Source organism: Synergistaceae bacterium, from assembly GCA_031272035.1.
In the GTDB taxonomy this organism is placed as follows: Bacteria; Synergistota; Synergistia; order Synergistales; family Aminobacteriaceae; genus JAISSA01.
On the sequence record JAISUO010000114.1, the window covers coordinates 35164 to 55507 of the forward strand.

At 57.0% G+C, this 20344-nt stretch carries 18 protein-coding genes; 15 read left to right on the forward strand and 3 right to left on the reverse strand.

The window, feature by feature from the left end:
- Positions 1 to 144 precede the first annotated feature (144 nt).
- From LBR61_13455 to pepF, 3 genes are all read right to left on the reverse strand, one after another.
- Positions 145 to 426, reverse strand: a complete 282-nt coding sequence (locus LBR61_13455) for an IS3 family transposase (protein ID MDR1733087.1) — start codon at positions 424 to 426, stop codon at positions 145 to 147.
- A 298-nt stretch (positions 427 to 724) separates the two neighbouring features.
- Positions 725 to 1006 carry a transposase gene (locus LBR61_13460; GenBank protein ID MDR1733088.1) on the reverse strand — a complete coding sequence of 94 codons (282 nt, stop codon included), beginning with the start codon at positions 1004 to 1006 and terminating at the stop codon, positions 725 to 727.
- Between the two features lie 148 nt (positions 1007 to 1154).
- Positions 1155 to 3020 (reverse strand): oligoendopeptidase F, encoded by a 1866-nt coding sequence (gene pepF / locus LBR61_13465; protein MDR1733089.1) that lies wholly within the window; start codon positions 3018 to 3020, stop codon positions 1155 to 1157.
- A gap of 95 nt (positions 3021 to 3115) precedes the next feature.
- Between pepF and nagA the strand changes: the two genes are divergently transcribed.
- The 15 genes from nagA to LBR61_13540 form a co-directional block, all read left to right on the forward strand.
- Positions 3116 to 4276 carry an N-acetylglucosamine-6-phosphate deacetylase gene (gene nagA / locus LBR61_13470; protein ID MDR1733090.1) on the forward strand — a complete coding sequence of 387 codons (1161 nt, stop codon included), beginning with the start codon at positions 3116 to 3118 and terminating at the stop codon, positions 4274 to 4276.
- 305 nt (positions 4277 to 4581) lie between these two features.
- Positions 4582 to 5232: a cyclase family protein gene (locus LBR61_13475; GenBank protein MDR1733091.1), complete on the forward strand. Its 651-nt coding sequence runs from the start codon at positions 4582 to 4584 to the stop codon at positions 5230 to 5232.
- A gap of 119 nt (positions 5233 to 5351) precedes the next feature.
- Positions 5352 to 6353 carry an ABC transporter substrate-binding protein gene (locus tag LBR61_13480; protein MDR1733092.1) on the forward strand — a complete coding sequence of 334 codons (1002 nt, stop codon included), beginning with the start codon at positions 5352 to 5354 and terminating at the stop codon, positions 6351 to 6353.
- A 22-nt stretch (positions 6354 to 6375) separates the two neighbouring features.
- Positions 6376 to 8010 (forward strand): sugar ABC transporter ATP-binding protein, encoded by a 1635-nt coding sequence (locus tag LBR61_13485; protein ID MDR1733093.1) that lies wholly within the window; start codon positions 6376 to 6378, stop codon positions 8008 to 8010.
- Complete coding sequence (locus LBR61_13490; protein MDR1733094.1) at positions 8007 to 8990, forward strand: ABC transporter permease; 984 nt, start codon at positions 8007 to 8009, stop codon at positions 8988 to 8990. Before LBR61_13485 ends, LBR61_13490 begins: the two co-directional genes overlap by 4 nt.
- On the forward strand, positions 8987 to 9928 hold the full coding sequence (locus LBR61_13495) for an ABC transporter permease (protein MDR1733095.1): 942 nt from the start codon (positions 8987 to 8989) through the stop codon (positions 9926 to 9928). The genes LBR61_13490 and LBR61_13495 overlap by 4 nt, the downstream gene beginning before the upstream one ends.
- A 74-nt stretch (positions 9929 to 10002) precedes the next feature.
- Entirely contained in the window at positions 10003 to 11046 is a 1044-nt protein-coding gene (locus LBR61_13500) for an ABC transporter substrate-binding protein (protein ID MDR1733096.1), read from the forward strand.
- A gap of 208 nt (positions 11047 to 11254) precedes the next feature.
- Entirely contained in the window at positions 11255 to 12709 is a 1455-nt protein-coding gene (locus LBR61_13505; protein MDR1733097.1) for a sugar ABC transporter ATP-binding protein, read from the forward strand.
- 84 nt (positions 12710 to 12793) lie between these two features.
- The gene (locus tag LBR61_13510) at positions 12794 to 13714 is read left to right on the forward strand and encodes an ABC transporter permease (GenBank protein MDR1733098.1); all 921 of its coding nucleotides are present in this window, start codon (positions 12794 to 12796) and stop codon (positions 13712 to 13714) included.
- Entirely contained in the window at positions 13707 to 14681 is a 975-nt protein-coding gene (locus LBR61_13515; GenBank protein MDR1733099.1) for an ABC transporter permease, read from the forward strand. The genes LBR61_13510 and LBR61_13515 overlap by 8 nt, the downstream gene beginning before the upstream one ends.
- Before the next feature lie 240 nt (positions 14682 to 14921).
- A complete protein-coding gene (locus tag LBR61_13520) occupies positions 14922 to 15149 on the forward strand; it encodes a hypothetical protein (GenBank protein MDR1733100.1) in 228 nt (75 codons plus the stop codon).
- Positions 15146 to 15562, forward strand: coding sequence for a PIN domain-containing protein (locus LBR61_13525; GenBank protein ID MDR1733101.1), 417 nt, complete (start codon positions 15146 to 15148; stop codon positions 15560 to 15562). Before LBR61_13520 ends, LBR61_13525 begins: the two co-directional genes overlap by 4 nt.
- Positions 15563 to 16004: 442 nt before the next feature.
- Positions 16005 to 18119, forward strand: coding sequence for a response regulator (locus LBR61_13530; GenBank protein MDR1733102.1), 2115 nt, complete (start codon positions 16005 to 16007; stop codon positions 18117 to 18119).
- An 87-nt stretch (positions 18120 to 18206) separates the two neighbouring features.
- On the forward strand, positions 18207 to 18767 hold the full coding sequence (locus LBR61_13535; GenBank protein ID MDR1733103.1) for a 4-vinyl reductase: 561 nt from the start codon (positions 18207 to 18209) through the stop codon (positions 18765 to 18767).
- Positions 18768 to 18824: 57 nt separating this feature from the next.
- A partial coding sequence (locus LBR61_13540; protein ID MDR1733104.1) for a response regulator occupies positions 18825 to 20344 on the forward strand: 1520 nt, incomplete at its 3' end.

Here is a 20344-nt window from a genome sequence, read left to right on the forward strand (position 1 = left end):
CCTTTTGATTTGAATGGAATGTTACCACAAAGCTCCATCGGAGTACAACCCCCGCCCTCTTGGGCCGGATCGGAAAGGATTGATCGGCCTCACCTCTTTCAGGGCAACAAAAAAGGGGTTGTCAATAGTTTTTCGGACCAAAAGTTAAGCAGCTTCGACTGAGTGATTGCCGAGCCATTTTTCAAGCCACTGCGTCGGACTGAGATAACCCGGTCTTTTCTGTACGCGTTTGGTGTTATAAAAACCTTCAATATATGCAAACATTGTTTGTCGTGCTTCTTCTTTCGTCTTGAATTGCGTCCAATGAACCGCCTCCTTCTTCAAATTTGCGAAAAAACTTTCACTCCATTGGAACGGCCTTTCAATCACTCTCCCTCGAACCAGATTGACATACCCTTCTCCACGGGCCTTCTTGCTGTCCGTCAATGAACGCTGCCTGCGCCTTAGATGAACACTCTTCAAACCCCTGTCTTCCATAACCTTTTTGACGCGCCTGAACGACGCCTCTTTCCCTGGGTTAGAAGTATCCCGCAGATACGTTCTATTCTATATACACCGCGATCGTTATTGAAAATGTCCTGAACAGTCTGAGCAAAATCCTGGGATCGCCGTTCTTGTTTCTCATGAGTCTTTTTCCATTCGTAATAACCGCTGCGCGACACTTCTAAAAACGCGGCCCACTTCCTTTCCGGATATTCCGGGTGTGTCGCTGTGAAGTGATATTTTACTTCTGCAGCTTCACGAAGCAGGCCGCGGCTTTTTTTAACATGTCCCTCTCAATCTTCAGTTCCGCGTTTTCAAGACGGAGTGCTTTCAGCTCTTCCTCTATCGTCGCGCTTTGCGTTTTGTCTCCCTGGGCCGTATAGCGCTGACGCCACCAGTAAAGCATACTTTCCGAGACTCCCAAGTCTTCAGCTGCTTCTTTGACCGTTTTGCGTCTCTCGTACTCCCGCCGAGCCTCCGGGCTCAGGCTTTCGAAGGAGAGATCCCCGTCGTATCGTTCCATGTCAGTGCAGGATCCCTTCTCTTTCTTTATGTTTCACTGAAAAGGATAGGCCGTCAGTGGGAGGTCTGTCAAGGTAAGACCCGCATCGAAGTTGAAAAAGCCTCCGGCCGAAGCCGGAGGCAGCGAGTCGATTATCCCGTGAAAAATGTTAGAACAGTTTATCCGCCTCGGCCAGTTTTTCTTTGAAGGTGGCCATCGTGCGTTCGAAGGGATCGGAGCGGCTCAGGTCCACGCCGGCCTTTTTCAGGATTTCCAGGGAGAAATCGCTGGAACCGCTTTTCAGAAAGGTCAGGTAACGTTCCCGGGCGGTGTCTCCTTCGTTGAGGATGGCGCTGGCGAAGGCTCCGGCCGCCGTGAACCCGGTCACGTACTTGTAAACATAAAAAGCCGTATAAAAATGGGGGATACGCGCCCACTCCATGCGGAGGGGCTCGTCGATCACGAGTTCAGGGCCGTAGTATTTCGCGTTGAGGTCTCCCCAGAGCCCGCTCAGGTACACGGGGGTCAGAGCTTCGCCTTCTTCGGCGTGACGGTGAGTGATCTTCTCGTATTCCGCGAACATGGCCTGCCGGAAGAAAGTGGTTCGTACCGAGTCGAAATAGTAGGACAGAAGCCATTTCCGGTCCGGGCTTTTCCGCAGGAGATATTCCAGCAGCAGCGCCTCGTTGGTGGTGGAGGCCACCTCCGCCAGGAGAATCGTGTAATCCGCGTAGACCTGGGGCTGGGCCTCGTGGGCGTACCAGGAGTGAAGGGAATGCCCCATTTCGTGGGCGATGGTGAAGACGTCCCGCAGGGTGCCGTTGTAGTTCAGCAGGACATAGGGTCGGGTGCCGTAACTGCCCCAGGAATACGCGCCCTTTCGCTTTCCCTGATTTTCGTAAACGTCGATCCATCGCTCTGAAAAACCGCGTTTCAGGGTATTCACGTAGTCCGTTCCCAGGGGGGTCAGGGCCTCTGTCACCATGTCCAGAGCGTCCTCCCAGGAGATTTCGCTCAGAGGTTCGTCGGTCAGGGGAACGTTCAGGTCGTAATAGTGCAGTTCTTCCAGTCCCAAAGCCCGGCGGCGCAGAGCGACGCAGCCGTGGAGCAGGGAGGCCTGAGCGTTGGCGGTGTTCACCACGTTGTCATAAACGGTTTCGGGCACGTTGTCTGGAAAGAGGGCGGCCTCAAGGCTGTTGGCGTATCGTCGGGCGGTGGAGTAGAAAAGGTCTCCCTTCACCGACCCCGCATAGAGCGCCCCGATGGCGTTGCGGTACGCGCCGTATGTCTCGTGAATGCCGTTGAAAGCGGCTTTTCGCACGTTTCGATCTTTGCTGCGGCTGAGTTTGTAATAACGCTCTTCCGTCAGTTCCACGTCCTGCCCCTTTTCGTCACGGATCACGGGGAATTTCATGTCGGCGTCGGTGAGCATGGTAAAAGCGTTTTGGGCCACTCCGCCGATCTCCTGGCTTCGGGCCAGCAGTTCTTCCTCTCTGGTGCTCAGAACGTGCTCTCGCTCCCTCAGCAGCTCTGAAAAATAGAAGGCGTAGAGCCTGAGCTCTTCCCGGGCCTTCATAAATTCTTCAATGCGTCCCTCCGGCATGGAGAGGATTTCGGGGTGAAAAAACGACGTGGCCGCCGCGTGGCGCATGGAAAGGTTTTCCACCCGGTCCGCCAGCTCCTGATGTCGGGTGACACGCAGGTCCTCATGACTCTTCATGTTGGCGTAAACGTAGAGCTTTCCCAGTTCTTTCGAAATCGCCTCATCCTGACGCATAAACTCCAGCAGCGTGTCGGCGGAGGCGCTGACCTTCCCTTTGTACCCGGCGAGCTTTTCCAGTTGGGGCGCCAGCTCGGCGAAAGATTTTTCCCAGTGACTCAGGGAGGGATAAATAGCCTCCAGGTCCCATTTGAATCGGTCCTCGATCTCCGAACGCTCGGGAATTTTCCCCGTCCCCCCGTCCCCGCCCTCCGCGGCGAACATTCGGGATTTAAAGTCGTGAAATTTAAAGTTGTAAAATTTGAAGTCGAACACTCTGTCGTGCCTCCCTGTAACGATGATTCCTCACGGGATAATATAATAACAAATAACGCTGCGGAAGAAATAAGATTGAAGGCAGGCGATGGGGGATGGGGCTCAAACTGCTGACGGGAGGAAAAATCCTTCTGGCCGACGAAATTGTCGAGGGGAGGGCGCTTCTTTTCTCCGACAGAATTCTGGCGCTTCTGCCGGAGGACCGCACGGAGGGAATCGAGGCGGAGCGGAGGGATGTTTCAGGAGCGTACATCTCGCCGGGGTTCATTGATGTTCACGTCAATGGCGCGGGGGGCGCGGACGCCCTGGACGCTGGGGATGAATCCCTTGACGTTTTTTGCCGTTGCCTCGCGGAGCACGGAGTCACTGCGTTTCTGCCCACGGTTGTCACGGCCCCGAAGGCGGATCGGGAGGCGGTTGCGGAGAGCGTGAGACGGGCCATGAAGCGCGAAACTCCCGGCGCGGCGGTGCTGGGACTGCATTTGGAAGGCCCCTGGATCGACGAGAACCGGAGAGGGGCCCATCCATTGGCTCACATCGAGGCGGTCCCCGACGCGGAATGGGTGGAGAGGCGGGCGGACGTGGTTCGCATGGTGACCTTTTCTCCCCGTCGGGATGAAGGGGGCGATTTTCTGCGGACCCTTCTGCGGCTGGGCATCGTTCCCTCTCTGGGGCACACGGACGCGGATTTCGACGAGGCGATGACGGTCCTGAGGGCGGGAGCGAAGTCCATCGCCCACCTGTTCAACGCCCAGAGCGGTCTGCACCACCGGGCGCCGGGGATGGTGGGGGCGGCGCTGTGCTCCCGGGCCATGTGTGAGCTGATCGCGGATGGGGCTCACGTGCGGGCGGAACTGTTCGAGCCCCTCTGCCGCGCCATCGGGACGGATCGTCTCTTGCTCGTCACGGACTCCATGCGTGCGGCGGGGCTTTCGGACGGAGAGTACGATTTCGCCGGCCGACGGGTGAGAGTGGAAGACGGCGTTCCCCGGCTGCCGGACGGCACACTGGCCGGCAGCGCCCTGACCATGAATCGGGCGGTCCGGAACATGTGGCGCGCCACAGGACGCCCTCTGCCGGAGATTGTGGGGCTCGCCTCCGCCAACCCCGCGAAGCTGCTGGGTCTCGAGGGTCGAAAGGGCTCTTTGGCCCCCGGAAACGATGCCGATCTCCTCTGTTTCGATGAAAATCTGGAGGTCCTGATAACCTTTGTCGGAGGCCGATGCGTCCATACATCACAGGCAGAACCGGCATGACGACGGCATAAAGGAATTTTTGCCGCTCCTCCGCAACTCATGATACACTATAATAAAGTGTTGCATTAGCAATCGTATTATTCTCGTATTATTTTATTAATGTTTGTGCGAATTGTTTTGTTGCGCATCGTTTCCTTAATAATAACCGGATTTTGCCGTTCGACTGGAGGAATGCGGGATGCTTGAGAGACTTTCGTACAGATCCGCAGATTGTTACGGGGTGGTCTTTGTTTTGGACGCGGGCGCCCCTGAAGCAAAATGCATCCATAAAAATCCCTTGTCGATATTTTGAGGAGGATGAAATAATGAGCAGGATCATCGACCTGACGTATCCGCTGGACCCGGATATGCTTGTGTGGCCGGGAAACCGGCGTCCGGTTTACGAGTGGCTTGAATGCACCAACACGGCTCCGGCCAACGTGACATACATGAGCATGTGCGCCCACACGGGAACGCATGTGGACTCTCCGCTGCACTTTTGCGACGGGGGAGAGACCGTCGATCGAATGTCTCTCGATCATTTCTGGGGCAGGGCCAAAATGTTTGAGGTGGACCCCTGCATGGAGGGGGGAGAAATCCCCCGTTCCGCCGTCGAAGAGGCGAACTTCACCCTGGACGGGGCGAAAATTTTTGTCCTGAGAACCAGAGTTGAACGCTACGCCAACGTCCGGCAGTACAATTTGGAGTACGCCTATCCTTCCGTGGACCTTTTGGGCTGGCTGATGTCGGAGGGCGTGATCTGCTATATGACCGACGCCACGTCCATCGATCCCTGGGGAGACGCCGAGAGCCCGAGGCATCGCTGTTTCCTGCGGGGCGGGCACGCCATCGTGGAGAACCTGAAAAACCTGGCAAAGCTCCCCAAAGACAGAACGTTTACGATCTGCGCCATGCCTCTCGCCCTTCCCGGACGGGAGGGATCCCCCTGCCGGGCCGCGGCCTGGCTGGACGACTGAAGGAGGTGATGCCGGTTCCCCGTCCCCCTGAACTTTACTCAGTGTTTTTGGAAGCGTAAGTTTTTGGGAAACGTCATTTAGAAATTCGACAATCAGACATTATTGGAGGTGCAGTGTTTATGTTCAGAAAAGCGACGTTGTTTGCGTTTGTGCTGGCATTTTGTCTCGTTCCCGCGGCCCTTGCGGCGGAAGGACCCTTTGTGATCGGATTCAGCGAGTTCAACATGGGGAACTCCTGGCGCACTCAGAGTATGGAGGAAGCGAAGTACGCGGCAAGCCAGAACAAAGACGTAAAGGAACTGGTCGTCACCCAGGCGGAGGCGGACGTCTCCAAGCAAATCGCGGACATTGAGGACCTCATCGCCAAAAAGGTGGACGCCATCATCATCAACGCCGGCTCTCCGAAGGCACTGAACCCCGTCATCGCCAAAGCGGTGGCGGCAGGCATCACGGTGGTGGACTTCGACAGCGTCACGGAATCCGACAAGTCCTACCATCTGACCATCGATCAGCATGAATTTGGCCGCGTCCTTGCCGACTGGCTGGCCAAAACCCTGAACGGCAAGGGAGACATCGTCGTTTTCAACGGAATGAAGGGGACGAAGGACAGCGCCGACCGCTTCGGCGGGGCGGAGAGCGTCTTCTCCAAACATCCCGGCATCAAAATCGTGCAGACGGTGAACGCCGACTGGGACTACGCGAAGGCGAAGCGAGCCATGGAAACCATTTTTGCCTCCAACCTGAAGATCGACGGAATCTGGTCTCAGGGCGGCGCCATGTCTCAGGCCGTTATCGACGCCTACACCGAGCGGGGACAGGAACCTCCGTTCATCACCGGCGAGGACAACAACGGCTTCTTCAAGGCCTGGAAGAAAACAAAGGATAAATATCCCAAATTCGACTCGATAGCCACGAGCTGCCCGACCTGGATCAGCGCGGCGGCCATGGAGCTGGCTCTGGACGTTCTCAAGGGGAAAAAGGTGGAAAAGGAAACGATCCTTCCCGTCCCCGTCACCACCAGCGAAAATATCGACAAATACGTGAAGATGGACCTTCCCGACAGCTACTGGTGCAACTCCAGGCTTCCGGAGGATGTCGTTAAAAAACTGTTCGTGCGCTGAATTTCATGGTGTACTGAAGCCGATGATGCATTCCGATGTCCCGTCCCGGACCCCGACGCTGGAGCTGCGGAACCTCTGCAAAAGTTTCGCGGGAAACGCGGCCGTCCGGGACCTGACCCTCGAAGTCCACGGGGGAGAAATCCACAGCCTTGTGGGCGAGAACGGAGCGGGCAAGTCCACGGTCATGAAGATGATCGCGGGGATTTACGCGCCCGATTCCGGAGAAATAAGGCTGAAGGGGCGGGCCGTCCGCTTCGGCGGTTACGACAAGGCCCGAAAGGCGGGAATTGGCCTGGTCTATCAGGAACTTTCCCTGCTGCCCCAGCTCTCCGTGGCGGAGAACATCTTTTTGGGGGCCCTGAAGTCCCGATTCGGCCTGGTGCGATGGCGCGAGATGCGGGAGGAGGCCCGTCAGGCCCTGTCTCTCATCGGGGCGGACATCGATCCCTCGCTTCTGGCGGGCAGTCTGTCCATGGCCCGTCGTCAGATGGTGGAAATCGCCAGAGTGCTGCTCCAGAAGCCGGATATCGTCATCTTTGACGAGCCCACGACCGCCCTTTCCGCCGAGGAGGCCGAGCGCCTTTTCGCCGTCATGAACGACCTGAAGCGGAAGGGCTGCGCGGTGGTGTTCATCTCCCATCGTCTGAAAGAGGTTCTCAGAATATCGGACAGGGTGACCGTCATGAAGGACGGAGTGAAGGTGCTGACGGAAAACATCGGCTTTTTCGATGAAAACAAACTCATCTCTCTGATGGTGGGGCGGGAGCTCACGGACATCTACCCGCCAAAATTATCTCAAAAAACGGAAAATACTCAGGCGCCGGAAATTTTCTCGTTTCAGAGCGTCTCCCCGTCGGGCGGAAAGGTCGCCTTTTCCATACGGGAGGGCGAGGTGCTGGGCGTTGGAGGGCTCGCCGGACAGGGACAGGACGTTTTGCTGGAAAGCATGTTCGGACTGAGGGAGAAGGGCCGGTCCTCAATGGTTCTGCGGGGCAGGGAGCTGCGTTTCGCGAACCCCATGCAGGCCATCCGTTCGGGAATTGCACTGGTGCCCCAGGATCGCAACCGTCAGGGCGGATTCGGCGTTCTCTCCGTTCCGGCGAATATGGCTTCCGCCACGCTGAAGGACCGGCAGACTCTGGGATTTGTTCGGGTCCGCGAGGAGCGAGAGGCCGTGTCCGGGATGATCCGGCGGCTGAACATTCGAACCCTGGGCCGGGACGGCTCCGAGGACTCCGACTTGTCCTTCGCGGCTCTGGCCTCTCTGGAGTGCCGTCTGCTCAGCGGCGGAAACATGCAGAAGGTGGTGTTCGGCAGGTGGCTTTTGCCGGACCCGGGGCTGATGATTCTGCTCTCGCCCACCAGCGGAATTGACATCGGGACGAAGCGCCAGATTTACCACCTCATCCGGGATCTGGCGAATCGGGGCGTGGTGGTGATCGTCCTGTCCAGCGACATGATCGAGCTGATCGGCCTCTGCGACAGGGTGCTGGTCATGAACGCCGGAAAAGTGACGGCGGACCTCTCCGGCCCGCGGCTGACGGAGGAGGACATCATGAAAGCCTCCGTGGCCGCTCCCGACGCCCTGCCGAACCCGAATTCCGGTTCCGGGCTCAAAAATTCCGGGCTCAAAAAAGAAGGGAGAACGGGTTCATGACGGAAAACCGGCGCGACCTGAGACTGTATTTACCCGTTTACCTTATTGTCGTCCTGGTCTATCTGGTGGCGGGATACCTGAGCCCCGACTTCTTCACCTGGCGGAACAACGTCAATCTGTTTTCCAGGGTGACGCCTCTGGTGCTGGCGGGGCTGGCGCAGACCATCGTCACTCTCAGCGGCGGGCTCGACCTTTCCATCGGGTCCATCATCAGCCTCTGCTGCGTGATCGGGGCCTCCATGCCCTGGGTGGACACGCCGGCCAACGTCTTTCTGTGGGCGGTATGCCCTCCCCTGGCGGGGGCGCTTATGGGGTTCATCAACGGGCTGATCGTGGGCCTGATGAAATTTCCTCCTTTTATTGTGACCCTCTCCACCAGTGCGATCTGGCTGGGTGTGGCGATTTTCATCCTGCCGGAGCCGGGGGGCGAGGTTTCAATGGCCGCGGCGGAGTTCGTGGGCGGGAACCTGTGGGGCGTCCCGATTCCCCTGATCCTCTTTCTTTTCTTCGTGCTGGCCTGCCACCTTCTCGTGACCCGAACCGCCATGGGACGCGCGATTTACGCCGTTGGCGGGGATGAGAACATCGCCGTCCAGTCCGGCATTCACCCCGCCAGGGTCTGGCTTTTCAGTTACACCCTGGGCGGCGTGCTCTGCGGTTTTGCCGGAGCCTACCAGTCCGCCTGGATGTTCTCCGCGGACCCGCTGGTGGGCGAGCCCTACGTGATGAACTCCATCGCGGTGACCGTCATTGGAGGCACGGCCCTCACGGGGGGACGGGGAGGCGTGGCGGGCGTCATCGGGGGAGCCTACATTTTTTATCTCATCAATAACGTGCTGAACCTTCTCGCGATTTCTACGTTTTACCAGTACATCGCGAAGGGTCTGATTCTGATCGTCGCCCTTGTCATCTCGTCTCCCGAGACGCTGAGCCGCATTCGCGGGCTGGGACGGAAGATCGCGGGAGGGAGCGTCCGATGAAAAAACCGTTTCGAGGCGCGCGGTATTTCCTGCTCCTGAGCATGATTGTGGTGCTGTTTCTCGTGGGTAACAGCGTGTCGGAGGGTTTTCTCTCCTGGCGGCACGCGGGGGTGATTCTGCGGACGGCCTCTTTCGTGGGCGTGGCTGCCATCGGGCAGACTCTGGTGGTTCTGACGGGCGGCATCGACCTCTCCGTGGGGGCGCTGATCACCATGGGCAACGTCTTCACCTGCATGTTCGTCAACGGGCAGAACGAGAATACCCTCTGGGCCGTTCCGGCGGTTCTCCTGATCGGGGCTCTCTTTGGGGTTCTCAGCGGGCTGGGGGTCGCCCTCCTGCGCATCTCGCCGATGGTGATGACCATGGCCGCCGGCGCTATTGTGACGGGGATCACCCTGGTGGCCACCCACGGGTCCCCCAAGGGGCAGGCGTCTCCGATTTTGCGCGTTCTCGGGGTGGGCAGCAGGCTGAATCTGCCGGTCACCGTGTGGCTGTGGCTGATTTTGGCCGTCGCGGCGACGGTGGTTCTGCGCCGGACCACCTTTGGGCGCAAAATTTACTGCGTGGGGGCCAGCGAGACGGCGGCGACCTTTTCGGGAATCGACGTCATGAGCGTCACGACCCGCTGTTACACCATCTCCGGCGTCACGGCGATGATCGTGGGCGTCATGATGGCGGGTTACACCGAAACCGCCTTTTTGGGCATCGGCGCGGAGTACACCCTTTCCTCCATTACGGCGGTGGTCATCGGCGGCGCGTCCATGGCCGGAGGGCGGGGGGATTACCTGGGCACCCTGCTGGGGGCGGTGCTTCTCGTCCTGATCGAGAGCCTCCTCACCGTCATGAACATTCAGGAGGCCGGAAAAAAAATCGTGAGCGGGCTGGTGATCCTGACGATCATCGCCCTCTACTACAGGGCGGAAAAAAACAGAGCGTAAGACGCGGGTGTTTTCGCGTCATGCTGTATGCGTTTCACATCATAATTATTTATTTTAAGGAGGGTTTTTGTACGATGAAAAAGATTTTTGCGACAGTGTTGGTGCTGCTGGTGCTGGTCTCCTGCGTCGGAACCGCGGACGCGGCGAAGAAGTGGCGTATCGCTCTGAGCAACGACTACGCGGGGAACTCCTGGCGTCAGACGATGCTTCGGGACTTCGAGGCCGCCGTGAAGGTCGCCCAGGAGAAGGGTCTGATCGAGGAAGCCCGGGTCTTCACCACCAATGAAAGCTCCGCCGCCGAGCAGGCCGCCCAGCTTCAGAACCTCATTCTCGAGGGCTACGACGCCATCGTTCTCGACGCCGCCTCCCCGACGGCCCTCAACGCGGCGGTGAAGAAGGCCGTTGACGCGGGGATCATCGTGATCTCCTTCGACAACGCCATCACCGAGGAAAGCGCCTATCGTATCTTCACGGACTTCTACTACGACGGGAAATATCAGACCGAGTTCGTGGCCTCCAAGTTCCCCAACGGAGCCAACCTGCTGGAGATCCGCGGTCTGCCCGGAACCTTCGTGGACGAAACGATCCACAAGGGAATTGTCGACGTCGTCGCCGCCAACCCCAAACTGAAGATCGTGGGCGAGGTTTACGGCAACTGGACCGGCTCCGTGGCCCAGAAGGAAGTCGCCGGAATTCTGCCCTCCCTGCCGGAAATTCAGGCCGTGGTCACCCAGGGCGGCGACGGCTACGGCGCGCTGAAGGCCTTCGAGGCCGCGGGACGTCCCATTCCTCTGATTATCATGGGGCACCGTTACGACGAACTGGAGGCTTGGAAGGAGCTTCTGGCCAAGGATCCGAAGTACGACACCATCTCCATCTCCATCTCCCCCAGCCTCGTTCAGGTCGCCTTCTGGCTTGCGCTGGAGGTGCTGAACGGCACGGACGTTCCGAAGGTCATCAACGTTCCGCCTCTGACCATCCTGAAGGATCGCCTGGATGAGTTCCTGAGCAAAACGGAAAAGGGCGGCGTCGCCAGCGTCTATTATCCGCAGGCCTGGGTGCAGGAGCTGATCGCCAACGTAAAGGCCGGAAAACCCGCGCCGGCGGACCCCAGGTAGTGAAAAAGGAAACGGACTGCGTTCGGAAAACAGTCTGAAACGAGCCTGAAACAGTCTGGAAAATCTGACGGGAAAATCTCTTTTGCTTTTGATCGATGGACAAAGCTGTGGGGCGGACCTTTCCGCCCCTTTTATCGTGTGTTGTGAACTGGTGTATTTTGATATAATGAATAATATTCAAATATAAAAATATGAGGTTGTCGTCGGGATGAAAAATATCATCGAGCTCAGAAATATCGACAAATTTTTCCTCCATTCGCAGGCGCTGGACGGGGTGAACCTCACCATCGACGAGGGAGAGATTGTCGGTGTTGTCGGACACAACGGGGCGGGAAAGTCCACCCTGGTCAACATCATCACCGGAACGTACCCTCAGAGCGGGGGAGAGCTTCTGATCGACGGAGAGACGGTGGAGAATTTCGACGTCCACGAGGCCAACAGAAGGGGCATTCGCACGGTTTTTCAGGAGCTCAGCCTGTGTCCAAACCTCTCCGTGGTGGAAAATATTCGAATTTTTCATCCGGCGATTTCCGGACCCGGCTGGCGCGCCCGGGCGGCGGAGCTGGCGGTGAATGTGCTGGACGCCATCTTTCCGGGGCACGGCATCTCTCCTTTCGTCAGCGTGGAGGATTTGACCCTCGGACAGCGTCAGATCGTGGAAATCGCGAAGGCCTTTATCGTGACGGACACGCCTTCCCGGCTCATCATTCTGGACGAGCCCACCAGCGCTCTGGATCCCCGAATGGCCCGGCTGTTCATGAATTACCTCCGCTCGGCCAAGGACCCGAAAATAAGCTGCATCTACATCTCCCACATTCTGGACGAGGTTCTTTCCTGCACGGACCGCATCGTCGTGGTGAAAAACGGGCAGATCGTCGGGAATCTTCCGGCGAAAAGCGTCGACCGGCAGTGGATTCTGGAGAAAATGGGCAGTTCCAGGGTCGCGGGACGGAGCGGCGCTCAATCCGCCTCCGCCCGGGAGGCCGGGAAAAAAGAATCCGGCGCGTCTCCGTCCGGGTTGGAGGAATTTGTGGTTCGTCCCCTGAAGGACGGGGTGACGGTGCGGCGAGGGGAGGTCGTGGGCCTGGCGGGCCTCGCGGGGCACGGGCAGACGGCGCTGCTGCTGGACCTCTACGACCATAAGCGCAACCGGGATTACGCCATTACGGGGCCGGTGACCTTTGTGGCGGGAGATCGCCAGCAGGACGGCATCTTTCCCGTGTGGAGCATCGTCAAAAACATGACCGCCCAGACCTGGGACAGAGTGAAAAAGTTTCTGCTGATCCATCCCGGCAAAGAGCGGGCCGTGGCGGAGAAGTGGCAGAAGACCATCAACGTCAAAGCCGCGTCCCTGACCGACGGCATTCTCAGCCTGAGCGGAGGAAATCAGCAGAAAATTCTCTTCGCCCGATGTCTGGAGTCCTCCGCGCCCCTGGTGCTGATGGATGACCCCACGAGGGGCGTGGACGTGGAGACCAAGGACGAGATTTATCGCATTATTCTTGAGGAAAAGAGCAGGGGCCGGAGCTTCGTCTGGTACACCACGGAGATGGACGAGGTGCGGTACTGCGACGCCGTCTACGTTTTTCGGGACGGAGAGATTGCGGCGAAACTGACGGGAGACGAAATAACCGAAGAAGAAATCCTGAAAAGCTCGTTTTAAATTTCAAGTTTTTAGTGAATTTTATTGAGAAGAATTTATTGATTGGAAGTGAACAGAGTGCCGACTGCCTCTTTTACGGGAAAAATGAAAAGCCGACTGTTGCCCTGGTGCTCCATTTTGCTCGTTTTCATTCCCATCGCCGTTCTTCGCCCCCGGATTATGAGTTACGCCGGGCTTCAGCTGCTGCTGAACATGGCGATGCCGCTGACGCTGGCCACCATCGCGCAGATGTTCGTCATGGCCATAGGCGAGATCGACTTTTCGCTGGGCAACCTGGTGGGACTGGTGACCTGCATCGCCGGAGCGGTGATGTCCAAAAACGTTCTGACGGGGGCGGCCTCGCTGGTGCTGATCGTTTTGGTCTACATGTTCGCCGGGGCCATGATTTACCTGAAAAAATTGCCCTCCATCATCGTGACGATCGGGTTTTCCTTCATATGGGCGGGAATTGCCACAACGCTTCAGCCCACGCCGGGAGGAAACATTCCCGCGCCGGTGGTGAGCGCCTTCGGGCTGCAGACCCCCTGGATTCCCTTCCCGATCGTGTTCATGGGGCTTCTGGCCCTGATGGGCTATGCCCTCGTGTTCAGAACCCGGTTCGGCATTCTGGCCCGAGGCGTGGGAGGCAACCCCAAAGCCGTTTTGCAGGCGGGATACTCCTGTTTTCGGGTTTACGTGCTGATTTTTGGGCTGGCCGGACTTTTTGGCGTGCTGGCGGGGCTGGCCCTGGCCGGAGTGACCACCAGCGCCGACGCCAACATGGCGAGGAATTACACGCTCTTCAGCGTGGCCGGCGTGGTGATCGGAGGCGGAACCTTCTCCGGAGGTCGGGTGTCGCCCCTGGGGGCTGTGCTGGGGGCCTGTACCATGACGCTGGTGGGGACGCTCCTTACTTTTTTGAAAATTCGACCGGACTGGCAGATAGGCGCACAGGGAATGATTATCTTCGTGGTGCTGCTCATCAGCCGGCTCATCCGAAATACGGGGAAGATCAATTATGTCTGACGCATCGGTTCGAAGCACGGCGTTTTCAGCATTTTCCGGTTTGATTCGGCAGAAACGATTCTGGCCGTATCTTGCGGCGGTCTTCGTCTACCTCGTCATCTCCCGAATATCCGGCAACGCGGAGGCGACTCTGGCCGCATCCATGAGTTTCGCGTCCTTCTTCATTCTGGTGGGGATCGGGCAGATGCTGGTCATCACCACGGGGCCCGGCAACATCGACCTTTCCATCCCGTACACCATCGCCCTGGCGGGGCTCATCGCGATGAAGACCATGAACGAGGTCAACGCCAACATTCTGATGGGTTTTGCCGCCGGAATAGCCGCGGGAGCCGTCATCGGGGTCGTCAACTATATTCTGATCCGGCTGATTCTTATGCCCCCCATGATCGCCACGCTTTCCTCCAGCTTCATCGTGCGGACCCTGTCCATCGTCTTTTTCCGGGGTCTGCAGATCAAGCCGCCCACGGCCCTGGCCCGTTTTGCCAACGCGAAGATCGCCGGAGCGCCGGTGATTTTCCTGATCGTCCTGTGTGTGGCGGCGCTGATGGCCGCCGTTCTTGCCCGAAGCCGCTACGGACGCTCCATTCACGCCATCGGGCAGAATATGCGGGCCGCCTGGCTCAGCAACATCTCCGTTATGCGTGTGAAACTCCTGACCTATATGCTCTGCGGTATTTTTGCGGCCGCCACGGGAGTGCTGCTGTCCGGCTTTATCGGCGGGGCCACGCTGGACATGGGCGATGAGTATATGATGTACTCCATCGCCGTGGTGGTTCTGGGAGGGAGCAGCATTGCCGGCGGAGACTCCAACGTGTCGGGCATCGTGGGAGCTTCCCTGTTTCTGTACCTGCTGGTCAACCTTCTGAACATCATGGGGCTGGGAATCAGTCTGCGGAACATCATCACGGGCCTGATCATCATCGCCATCATCTTCATCGGAGGCGAACGCGCCTCGAAAAAAAGCTGACTCGAAAAAAGTTGATTGATTTGAAAAAAGCTGATTTAAAAAAAGTTGATTTGAAAAAACTGAGCTGAAGCAAAAAATCATCACAGGGTCATCACAGGGGAGGACAGGTTTCCTCCTCTGTTTTTTTCCGCGGCGGTTACGGATGGATCGACGTCGGTCAAATGATAAAATCATCCCTGAGAAAGCGTGCAGGGTCAAACTTACGCGGTTGTGACGCACGATACGAGAAAGGTGAATCACATGAACGACCTGATATTGAATGCCGATACACTTCCCGAGCCGTTGTTGCGGTTGATTCGAACCGACAGGGTAAGAGTTCGTGAAGAAGGCGGAGAAATTCGCCTTACGCCCATAGGAGAGACATTTGATTGTACGGCGGGTTTGCGTGGAATGCTTGCCGGGTGTGAATCAATATCCGTGGATAAATTTCTGGAGCGTAAACACGCCGACAGGGAGCTCGATTTATGAGCGAACATTATATTTTGGATGCCTGCGCGCTCATCGCTTTATTGAAAAACGAACGCGGAGCCGATGAAGTTTCTTCGATTATAAACAGAGCCTATGAAGGGAAAGCAAATATTTCCATGAATAAGCTGAACCTTTTAGAAGTTTATTACGACGTTTATCGTTCAGTTGGAAAGGAAATGGCTGACCAGGTAGTAACCGAGCTGAAAAAGCATCCCGTCACCATTGTCTCTGAAATCAGCGATATAGTTTTTGCCGAGGCGGGTCGATTGAAAGCCACGTATAAAATTTCCCTCGCCGATGCGATTGCGGCGGCTGAGACCTCCACTTCCGACGGCGCGTTGCTGACGGCCGATCATCATGAACTAGACATCATCGAACAGAAGGAAAATATCCTGTTTCACTGGATCCGTTGACCGGACAGGGGAGAGCGGACCGTTCTCCCCCTGCGGTGTTCTGTACATCAGTTTTGCGGTGAACGGGATATTTTTTCTGTTTGCAGTTCCATCACATCACAGTTCCAATATTTCTGTCTAAAAAATTCACGATACTTTTTTTGCAGCTCTCTGAGGGACTGTTCCGCTAGGTGTCAATGCTATATTTTTACGCGTATTTTTGGTATAAAATACGCAGTCTCGCTCTGTATGCGCAATTCCGCCGTCCGCCGGAGAGGCGGTCTTTTCCCCCCTGTCTGCAGGTGAGGCTGGAGTAATATTGTAAAAAAAGTAAAATTGTTATACATTATCAGATGTAATAAGCCACTATGACAAAAAAAGTAAAAATCAAGAGAACAGAGGAGCTTTTCGTAAAGATGTTATTTTACCGCTTGATTTTATGACGAGAAAAGTGGTATGAGAGATGAAGCAAATATTGGTAGTGGATGACAGCATATTGAGTCTCAGGCAGGTTGCCGCTCAGCTCTCCGGCAGTTACGAGTTTTCGCTGGTGAAGTCGGGACGGGAAGCTGTTGCGTTTCAGAAGCGGGAGAGCGCCGATCTCGTGCTGTTGGACGTGGAAATGCCCGAGATGGATGGGTTTCAGACCATTGCCGCTCTGAAGGCTTTGAGGGAATCCGCCGACGTTCCGGTGATCTTTCTTACCGGCAACATCGACGATGAAACTCAGGTTCGGGCGTTGGAAGCGGGCGCGGTGGATTTTATCACCAAGCCGGTGGATAAAAGTATTTTACTTCACAGAATCGCGCTCCATCTGCGGCTGTACGAATACCGGACCAACCTCAGCAACGCGAAGCAGGACCTGGAAAACGGCATCGTCGAGTCCTTTGCCGATCTTGTGGAGTGCAAGGACCGCAACACGGGAGACCATGTCATGCGGACCGGAAAATACCTTCGAAAGCTGGGTCGTGAGCTGATAGCGAGGGGCCTGTTCCCGGATGAGCTTTCCGAGGAAACCCTGGATATGATGGTGCAGGCGGCGCCCTTCCACGACATCGGAAAAATCGGAATCAGCGACATCATTCTGCTGAAGCCCTCTCCTCTGACCGCGGCGGAGTACGAAGAGGTGAAACATCACACGTCCATCGGAGGCCGTCTGCTGGAGAGGCTCTATCAGCACCTTCCTTCCCAGCGTTTTCTTGAATACGCGATGATTATGGCCGAAGGGCACCATGAACGCTTCGACGGAAAGGGGTATCCCTGGGGCAGGAAGGGGACGGATATTCCTCTGTGCTGCCGTCTGCTGTCGGTGGTCAACGTGTTCGACGCCTGCAGAACCAATCGCTGCTACAGGCCGGGAATGAGTGTGGAGAAAGCCTGTTCCGTCGTTGAGCAGGAGGCGGGGAAGTATTTCGACCCGACCGTTGTGGACGCTTTCCGGGCGATTATGGACTCCATCGACGAGTTTCCGGAAGAAAAGAGCGTTCTGCGCAGGAGATCTCCGGAGGGGACGCCGGACGTTCAGAGCATTCAGACGGACAGGATGAAGGAAATTCTGGTGGTGGACGACAACCTTGCCAGCCTGAAACAAATCGGGGTCATCCTCGCCGACGATTACGCCTACTCTCTGGCCGTTTCCGGAGAACAGGCCTGGGCCTCCTGCGCCCGCAGCACGCCGGATCTCATTCTGCTGGACGTGGAGATGCCGGGGACAAACGGTTTTGACGTCATCGCCAGAATCCGCGAAAATCCTGTTTTAAGCCATATTCCGGTGATTTTCCTCACGGGGAATCGGGATGTGACCACGGAGGTGCGGGGGCTTCAGTCCGGTGCGGTGGACTTCATCAAAAAACCGGTGTCGAAGAATATCCTGCTTCACCGCATAAAACTGCACCTGAACATCGCCGCCTGGGAGGCGTATCTGACGGGAGCCGTTCGGGAGATGTCCGACCACCTGGCCATATCCATCGCGGAACTGATCGAGTGTCGGGACGAGAACACCGGCGGGCATGTGGCCCGCACCGCCGACTACATGAGGCTGATTGGAAAGGAACTGCAGGCCCGGGGGCGATTTCCGGGCGAGCTGTCCGACGCCGCTCTCGAAATGATGGTGCGAGGGGCGCCTCTCCACGACATCGGGAAAGTGTTCATCAGCGACAGAATTCTCCTGAAGCCGGACCGCCTGGACGAGGCGGAATTTGAAAAAATGAAAACCCACGCCACCGTGGGAGCCACCATTTTGGAGAACATGTTTAAACGCACTCCGACCCAGACTTACCTCAGATATGCCGTCATGATCGCCGCTTCACATCATGAAAGATACGACGGGAGAGGCTACCCGCGGGGTCTTGTGGGAAAGGACATTCCCTTCTGCGGGCGGCTTATGGCCGTCGCGGACGTCTACGACGCGCTTGTGGACGACAGGGTTTACCGGAAGGGGTTGAGCCATGCGGAAGCGTTTCACATCATTATGGAAGGACGCGGCACGCAGTTCGACCCGGAAATTGTGGACGCTTTCGAGGCCTGCGAGCAAACCTTCGCGGAAATGGTCTCGCTTCGAAGAAACGCCATGGAGTGATCCGGCCCGGACGGCGGCGTGGGAGGCGGATTGTACGTTTTTGGATTGCGAGTGTTTTGAGTGATGACAAAAGGGAGCTGAGTTTTCATGAAAAAGAACATTTTCTTGAAAAATGAAAAAAAACATAGCGTGTTCTCCTGGGAAAAACTTGGCGACATTAAGGAGGGAAGAGGCGATTTGGGGGAGGAAATGCCCGTCCTCGTCTATCGTCTCATGCAATACACCATGCTTGACGTTTTAAGCAGAGATGTGGGAGAGGAGAAGGCCAACGAGTACTTCCGCAGGGCGGGCTATCTGGCGGGAACGGCCTTCGCCCGAAACACCCTGGATCTGAAAGTGGACTTCAGCCTCTTCACGGCGAATCTGCAAAAAAAGCTGAAGGACCTCAAAATCGGCATTTTGCGCATGGAGGCTTTTGACGCGGAGAGCGGCGAAATTGTTCTCACCGTGGGGGAGGATCTGGACTGCAGCGGGCTTCCGATTACGGACGAAACCGTTTGCAACTACGACGAGGGGTTCATCGCCGGCATTCTCGAAGCCTATTCCGGAAAGAAATACGACGTTCACGAGGTGGACTGCTGGGCCAGCGGAGACCGGGTCTGCCGTTTTCAGGGAGTTGTGGCGAACCTCCCTTCGGACATCCATTAATGGGCTGTCGATTAATGGACTGTCGACTTTGGCGTTGACTTTTCGGGTTTCGGGGGGTTGAACGCCACGGATCCCATCGCTGAAGTTTTATTCAACTATCTGCGCGACGTTCTGTACAGTCCCGATCGTGCCGTACTGGATCGAAACCTGCTGCCGGCGGGCTTTCGAGACTTTGCCGACGGGCTGCAGTTTTTTTGCGAGTGCGTGATTGAAACCCGCGATCTGGCCAGAGCTCTGGCGAAGGGAGAACTGCGGTACGAGAATCTTCCTTCGCCGGAAAATGAAATCGCCGCGCCCCTGAAGGCGCTACACTCCTCCCTGAAACACATGACCTGGCAGACGAAACGGGTGGCCGAGGGAGATTACCAGCAAAGAATGGAGTTCATGGGGGACTTCGCCGAGGCCTTCAACACCATGGTGGAGCACCTGGCCTGGAGGCAGTCCGCTCTGGTGGAGGCCAAAAAGGCGGCGGAGAACGCGTCGGAGTCCAAAAGCGCCTTTCTCGCCACCGTGAGCCACGAAATTCGAACTCCCCTCAACACCATTCTGGGCCTGGCCGAAGTGGAGCTGGGGGGGCAGCTGCAGGGACAAACCCGCATGAACGTCGAAAAAATACACAGCTCCGCCATGACCCTGCTGGGTATCATCAACGACCTTCTGGACATTTCGAAAATTGAGGCGGGAGGCATCGAGCTGGTGCCGGTGGATTTCACCATTCCCGAATTCATCAGTGACGTGGCCCAGTTGAACGTTGTCCGCATCGGCTCCAAACCCGTCGTCTTCGAAATGGAAATAGACAAAAATCTTCCCGTCAGGGTGAACGGCGACGAGCTGAGGGTGAAACAGATACTGAACAACCTGCTCTCCAACGCGTTCAAGTACACGAAGGAAGGCCGGGTCGTTCTTCGGGTGGGGTGCCGGCACAAACTTCCCCAGGAGGACGAATTTTTCAGAAAAGAGAGCGGGCCGGAAAACGTGAAGGAGGCCCTGTTCACCTTCAGCATTCGGGACACGGGAATAGGCATTCGGGAATCGGATTTGGCGAAGCTCTTTTCGGAGTACGTTCAGCTGGACGCGAAGATGAACCGGCACATTGAGAGCACGGGCCTGGGTCTGTCCATCACGAAGGGGCTTCTCGACCTGATGGGCGGGACCATTTCGGTGGAGAGCGAATATGGCGTGGGAAGCGTTTTCAGCGCGGAAATCCCCCTCAGAATCGTGGATGGAAACCCCATCGGCCAGGCCACGAAGGAGGCTCTGGAGCGTTTCCGGTTTATACAAAAACCCTTCGGAGGGCCGCAAAAGTTTGTGCGGACGCCGATTCCTGACGGTCGCGTGCTGGTGGTGGACGACGTGGTGACCAACCAGGACGTGGCCCGTGGGCTTCTGACGCCTTACGGCCTGCAGGTGGACTGCGTGTCCGGAGGAGCGGAGGCCATCGAAAAAATACGACAGGGAAGCGAACCGGGCGGAGTTCGTTATGACGCGGTGTTCATGGACCACATGATGCCTGAGATGGACGGAATTGAGGCGACTCGAATCATCCGTGAGGAGCTGGGGACGGAGTACGCCCGAAC

Excerpts from the sequence above, each read along its gene's own strand:
- LBR61_13505 (MDR1733097.1), top strand. The coding sequence starts at position 11,255 with ATGAAAAATATCATCGAGCTCAGAAATATCGACAAATTTTTCCTCCAT.
- LBR61_13485 (MDR1733093.1), top strand. The coding sequence starts at position 6,376 with ATGATGCATTCCGATGTCCCGTCCCGGACCCCGACGCTGGAGCTGCGG.
- LBR61_13525 (MDR1733101.1), top strand. The coding sequence starts at position 15,146 with ATGAGCGAACATTATATTTTGGATGCCTGCGCGCTCATCGCTTTATTG.
- LBR61_13480 (MDR1733092.1), top strand. The coding sequence starts at position 5,352 with ATGTTCAGAAAAGCGACGTTGTTTGCGTTTGTGCTGGCATTTTGTCTC.
- LBR61_13500 (MDR1733096.1), top strand. The coding sequence starts at position 10,003 with ATGAAAAAGATTTTTGCGACAGTGTTGGTGCTGCTGGTGCTGGTCTCC.
- LBR61_13520 (MDR1733100.1), top strand. The coding sequence starts at position 14,922 with ATGAACGACCTGATATTGAATGCCGATACACTTCCCGAGCCGTTGTTG.
- LBR61_13515 (MDR1733099.1), top strand. The coding sequence starts at position 13,707 with ATGTCTGACGCATCGGTTCGAAGCACGGCGTTTTCAGCATTTTCCGGT.
- LBR61_13535 (MDR1733103.1), top strand. The coding sequence starts at position 18,207 with ATGAAAAAGAACATTTTCTTGAAAAATGAAAAAAAACATAGCGTGTTC.
- LBR61_13510 (MDR1733098.1), top strand. The coding sequence starts at position 12,794 with ATGAAAAGCCGACTGTTGCCCTGGTGCTCCATTTTGCTCGTTTTCATT.
- LBR61_13490 (MDR1733094.1), top strand. The coding sequence starts at position 8,007 with ATGACGGAAAACCGGCGCGACCTGAGACTGTATTTACCCGTTTACCTT.
- LBR61_13495 (MDR1733095.1), top strand. The coding sequence starts at position 8,987 with ATGAAAAAACCGTTTCGAGGCGCGCGGTATTTCCTGCTCCTGAGCATG.
- LBR61_13475 (MDR1733091.1), top strand. The coding sequence starts at position 4,582 with ATGAGCAGGATCATCGACCTGACGTATCCGCTGGACCCGGATATGCTT.
- LBR61_13530 (MDR1733102.1), top strand. The coding sequence starts at position 16,005 with ATGAAGCAAATATTGGTAGTGGATGACAGCATATTGAGTCTCAGGCAG.
- nagA (MDR1733090.1), top strand. The coding sequence starts at position 3,116 with ATGGGGCTCAAACTGCTGACGGGAGGAAAAATCCTTCTGGCCGACGAA.
- LBR61_13460 (MDR1733088.1), bottom strand. The coding sequence starts at position 1,006 with ATGGAACGATACGACGGGGATCTCTCCTTCGAAAGCCTGAGCCCGGAG.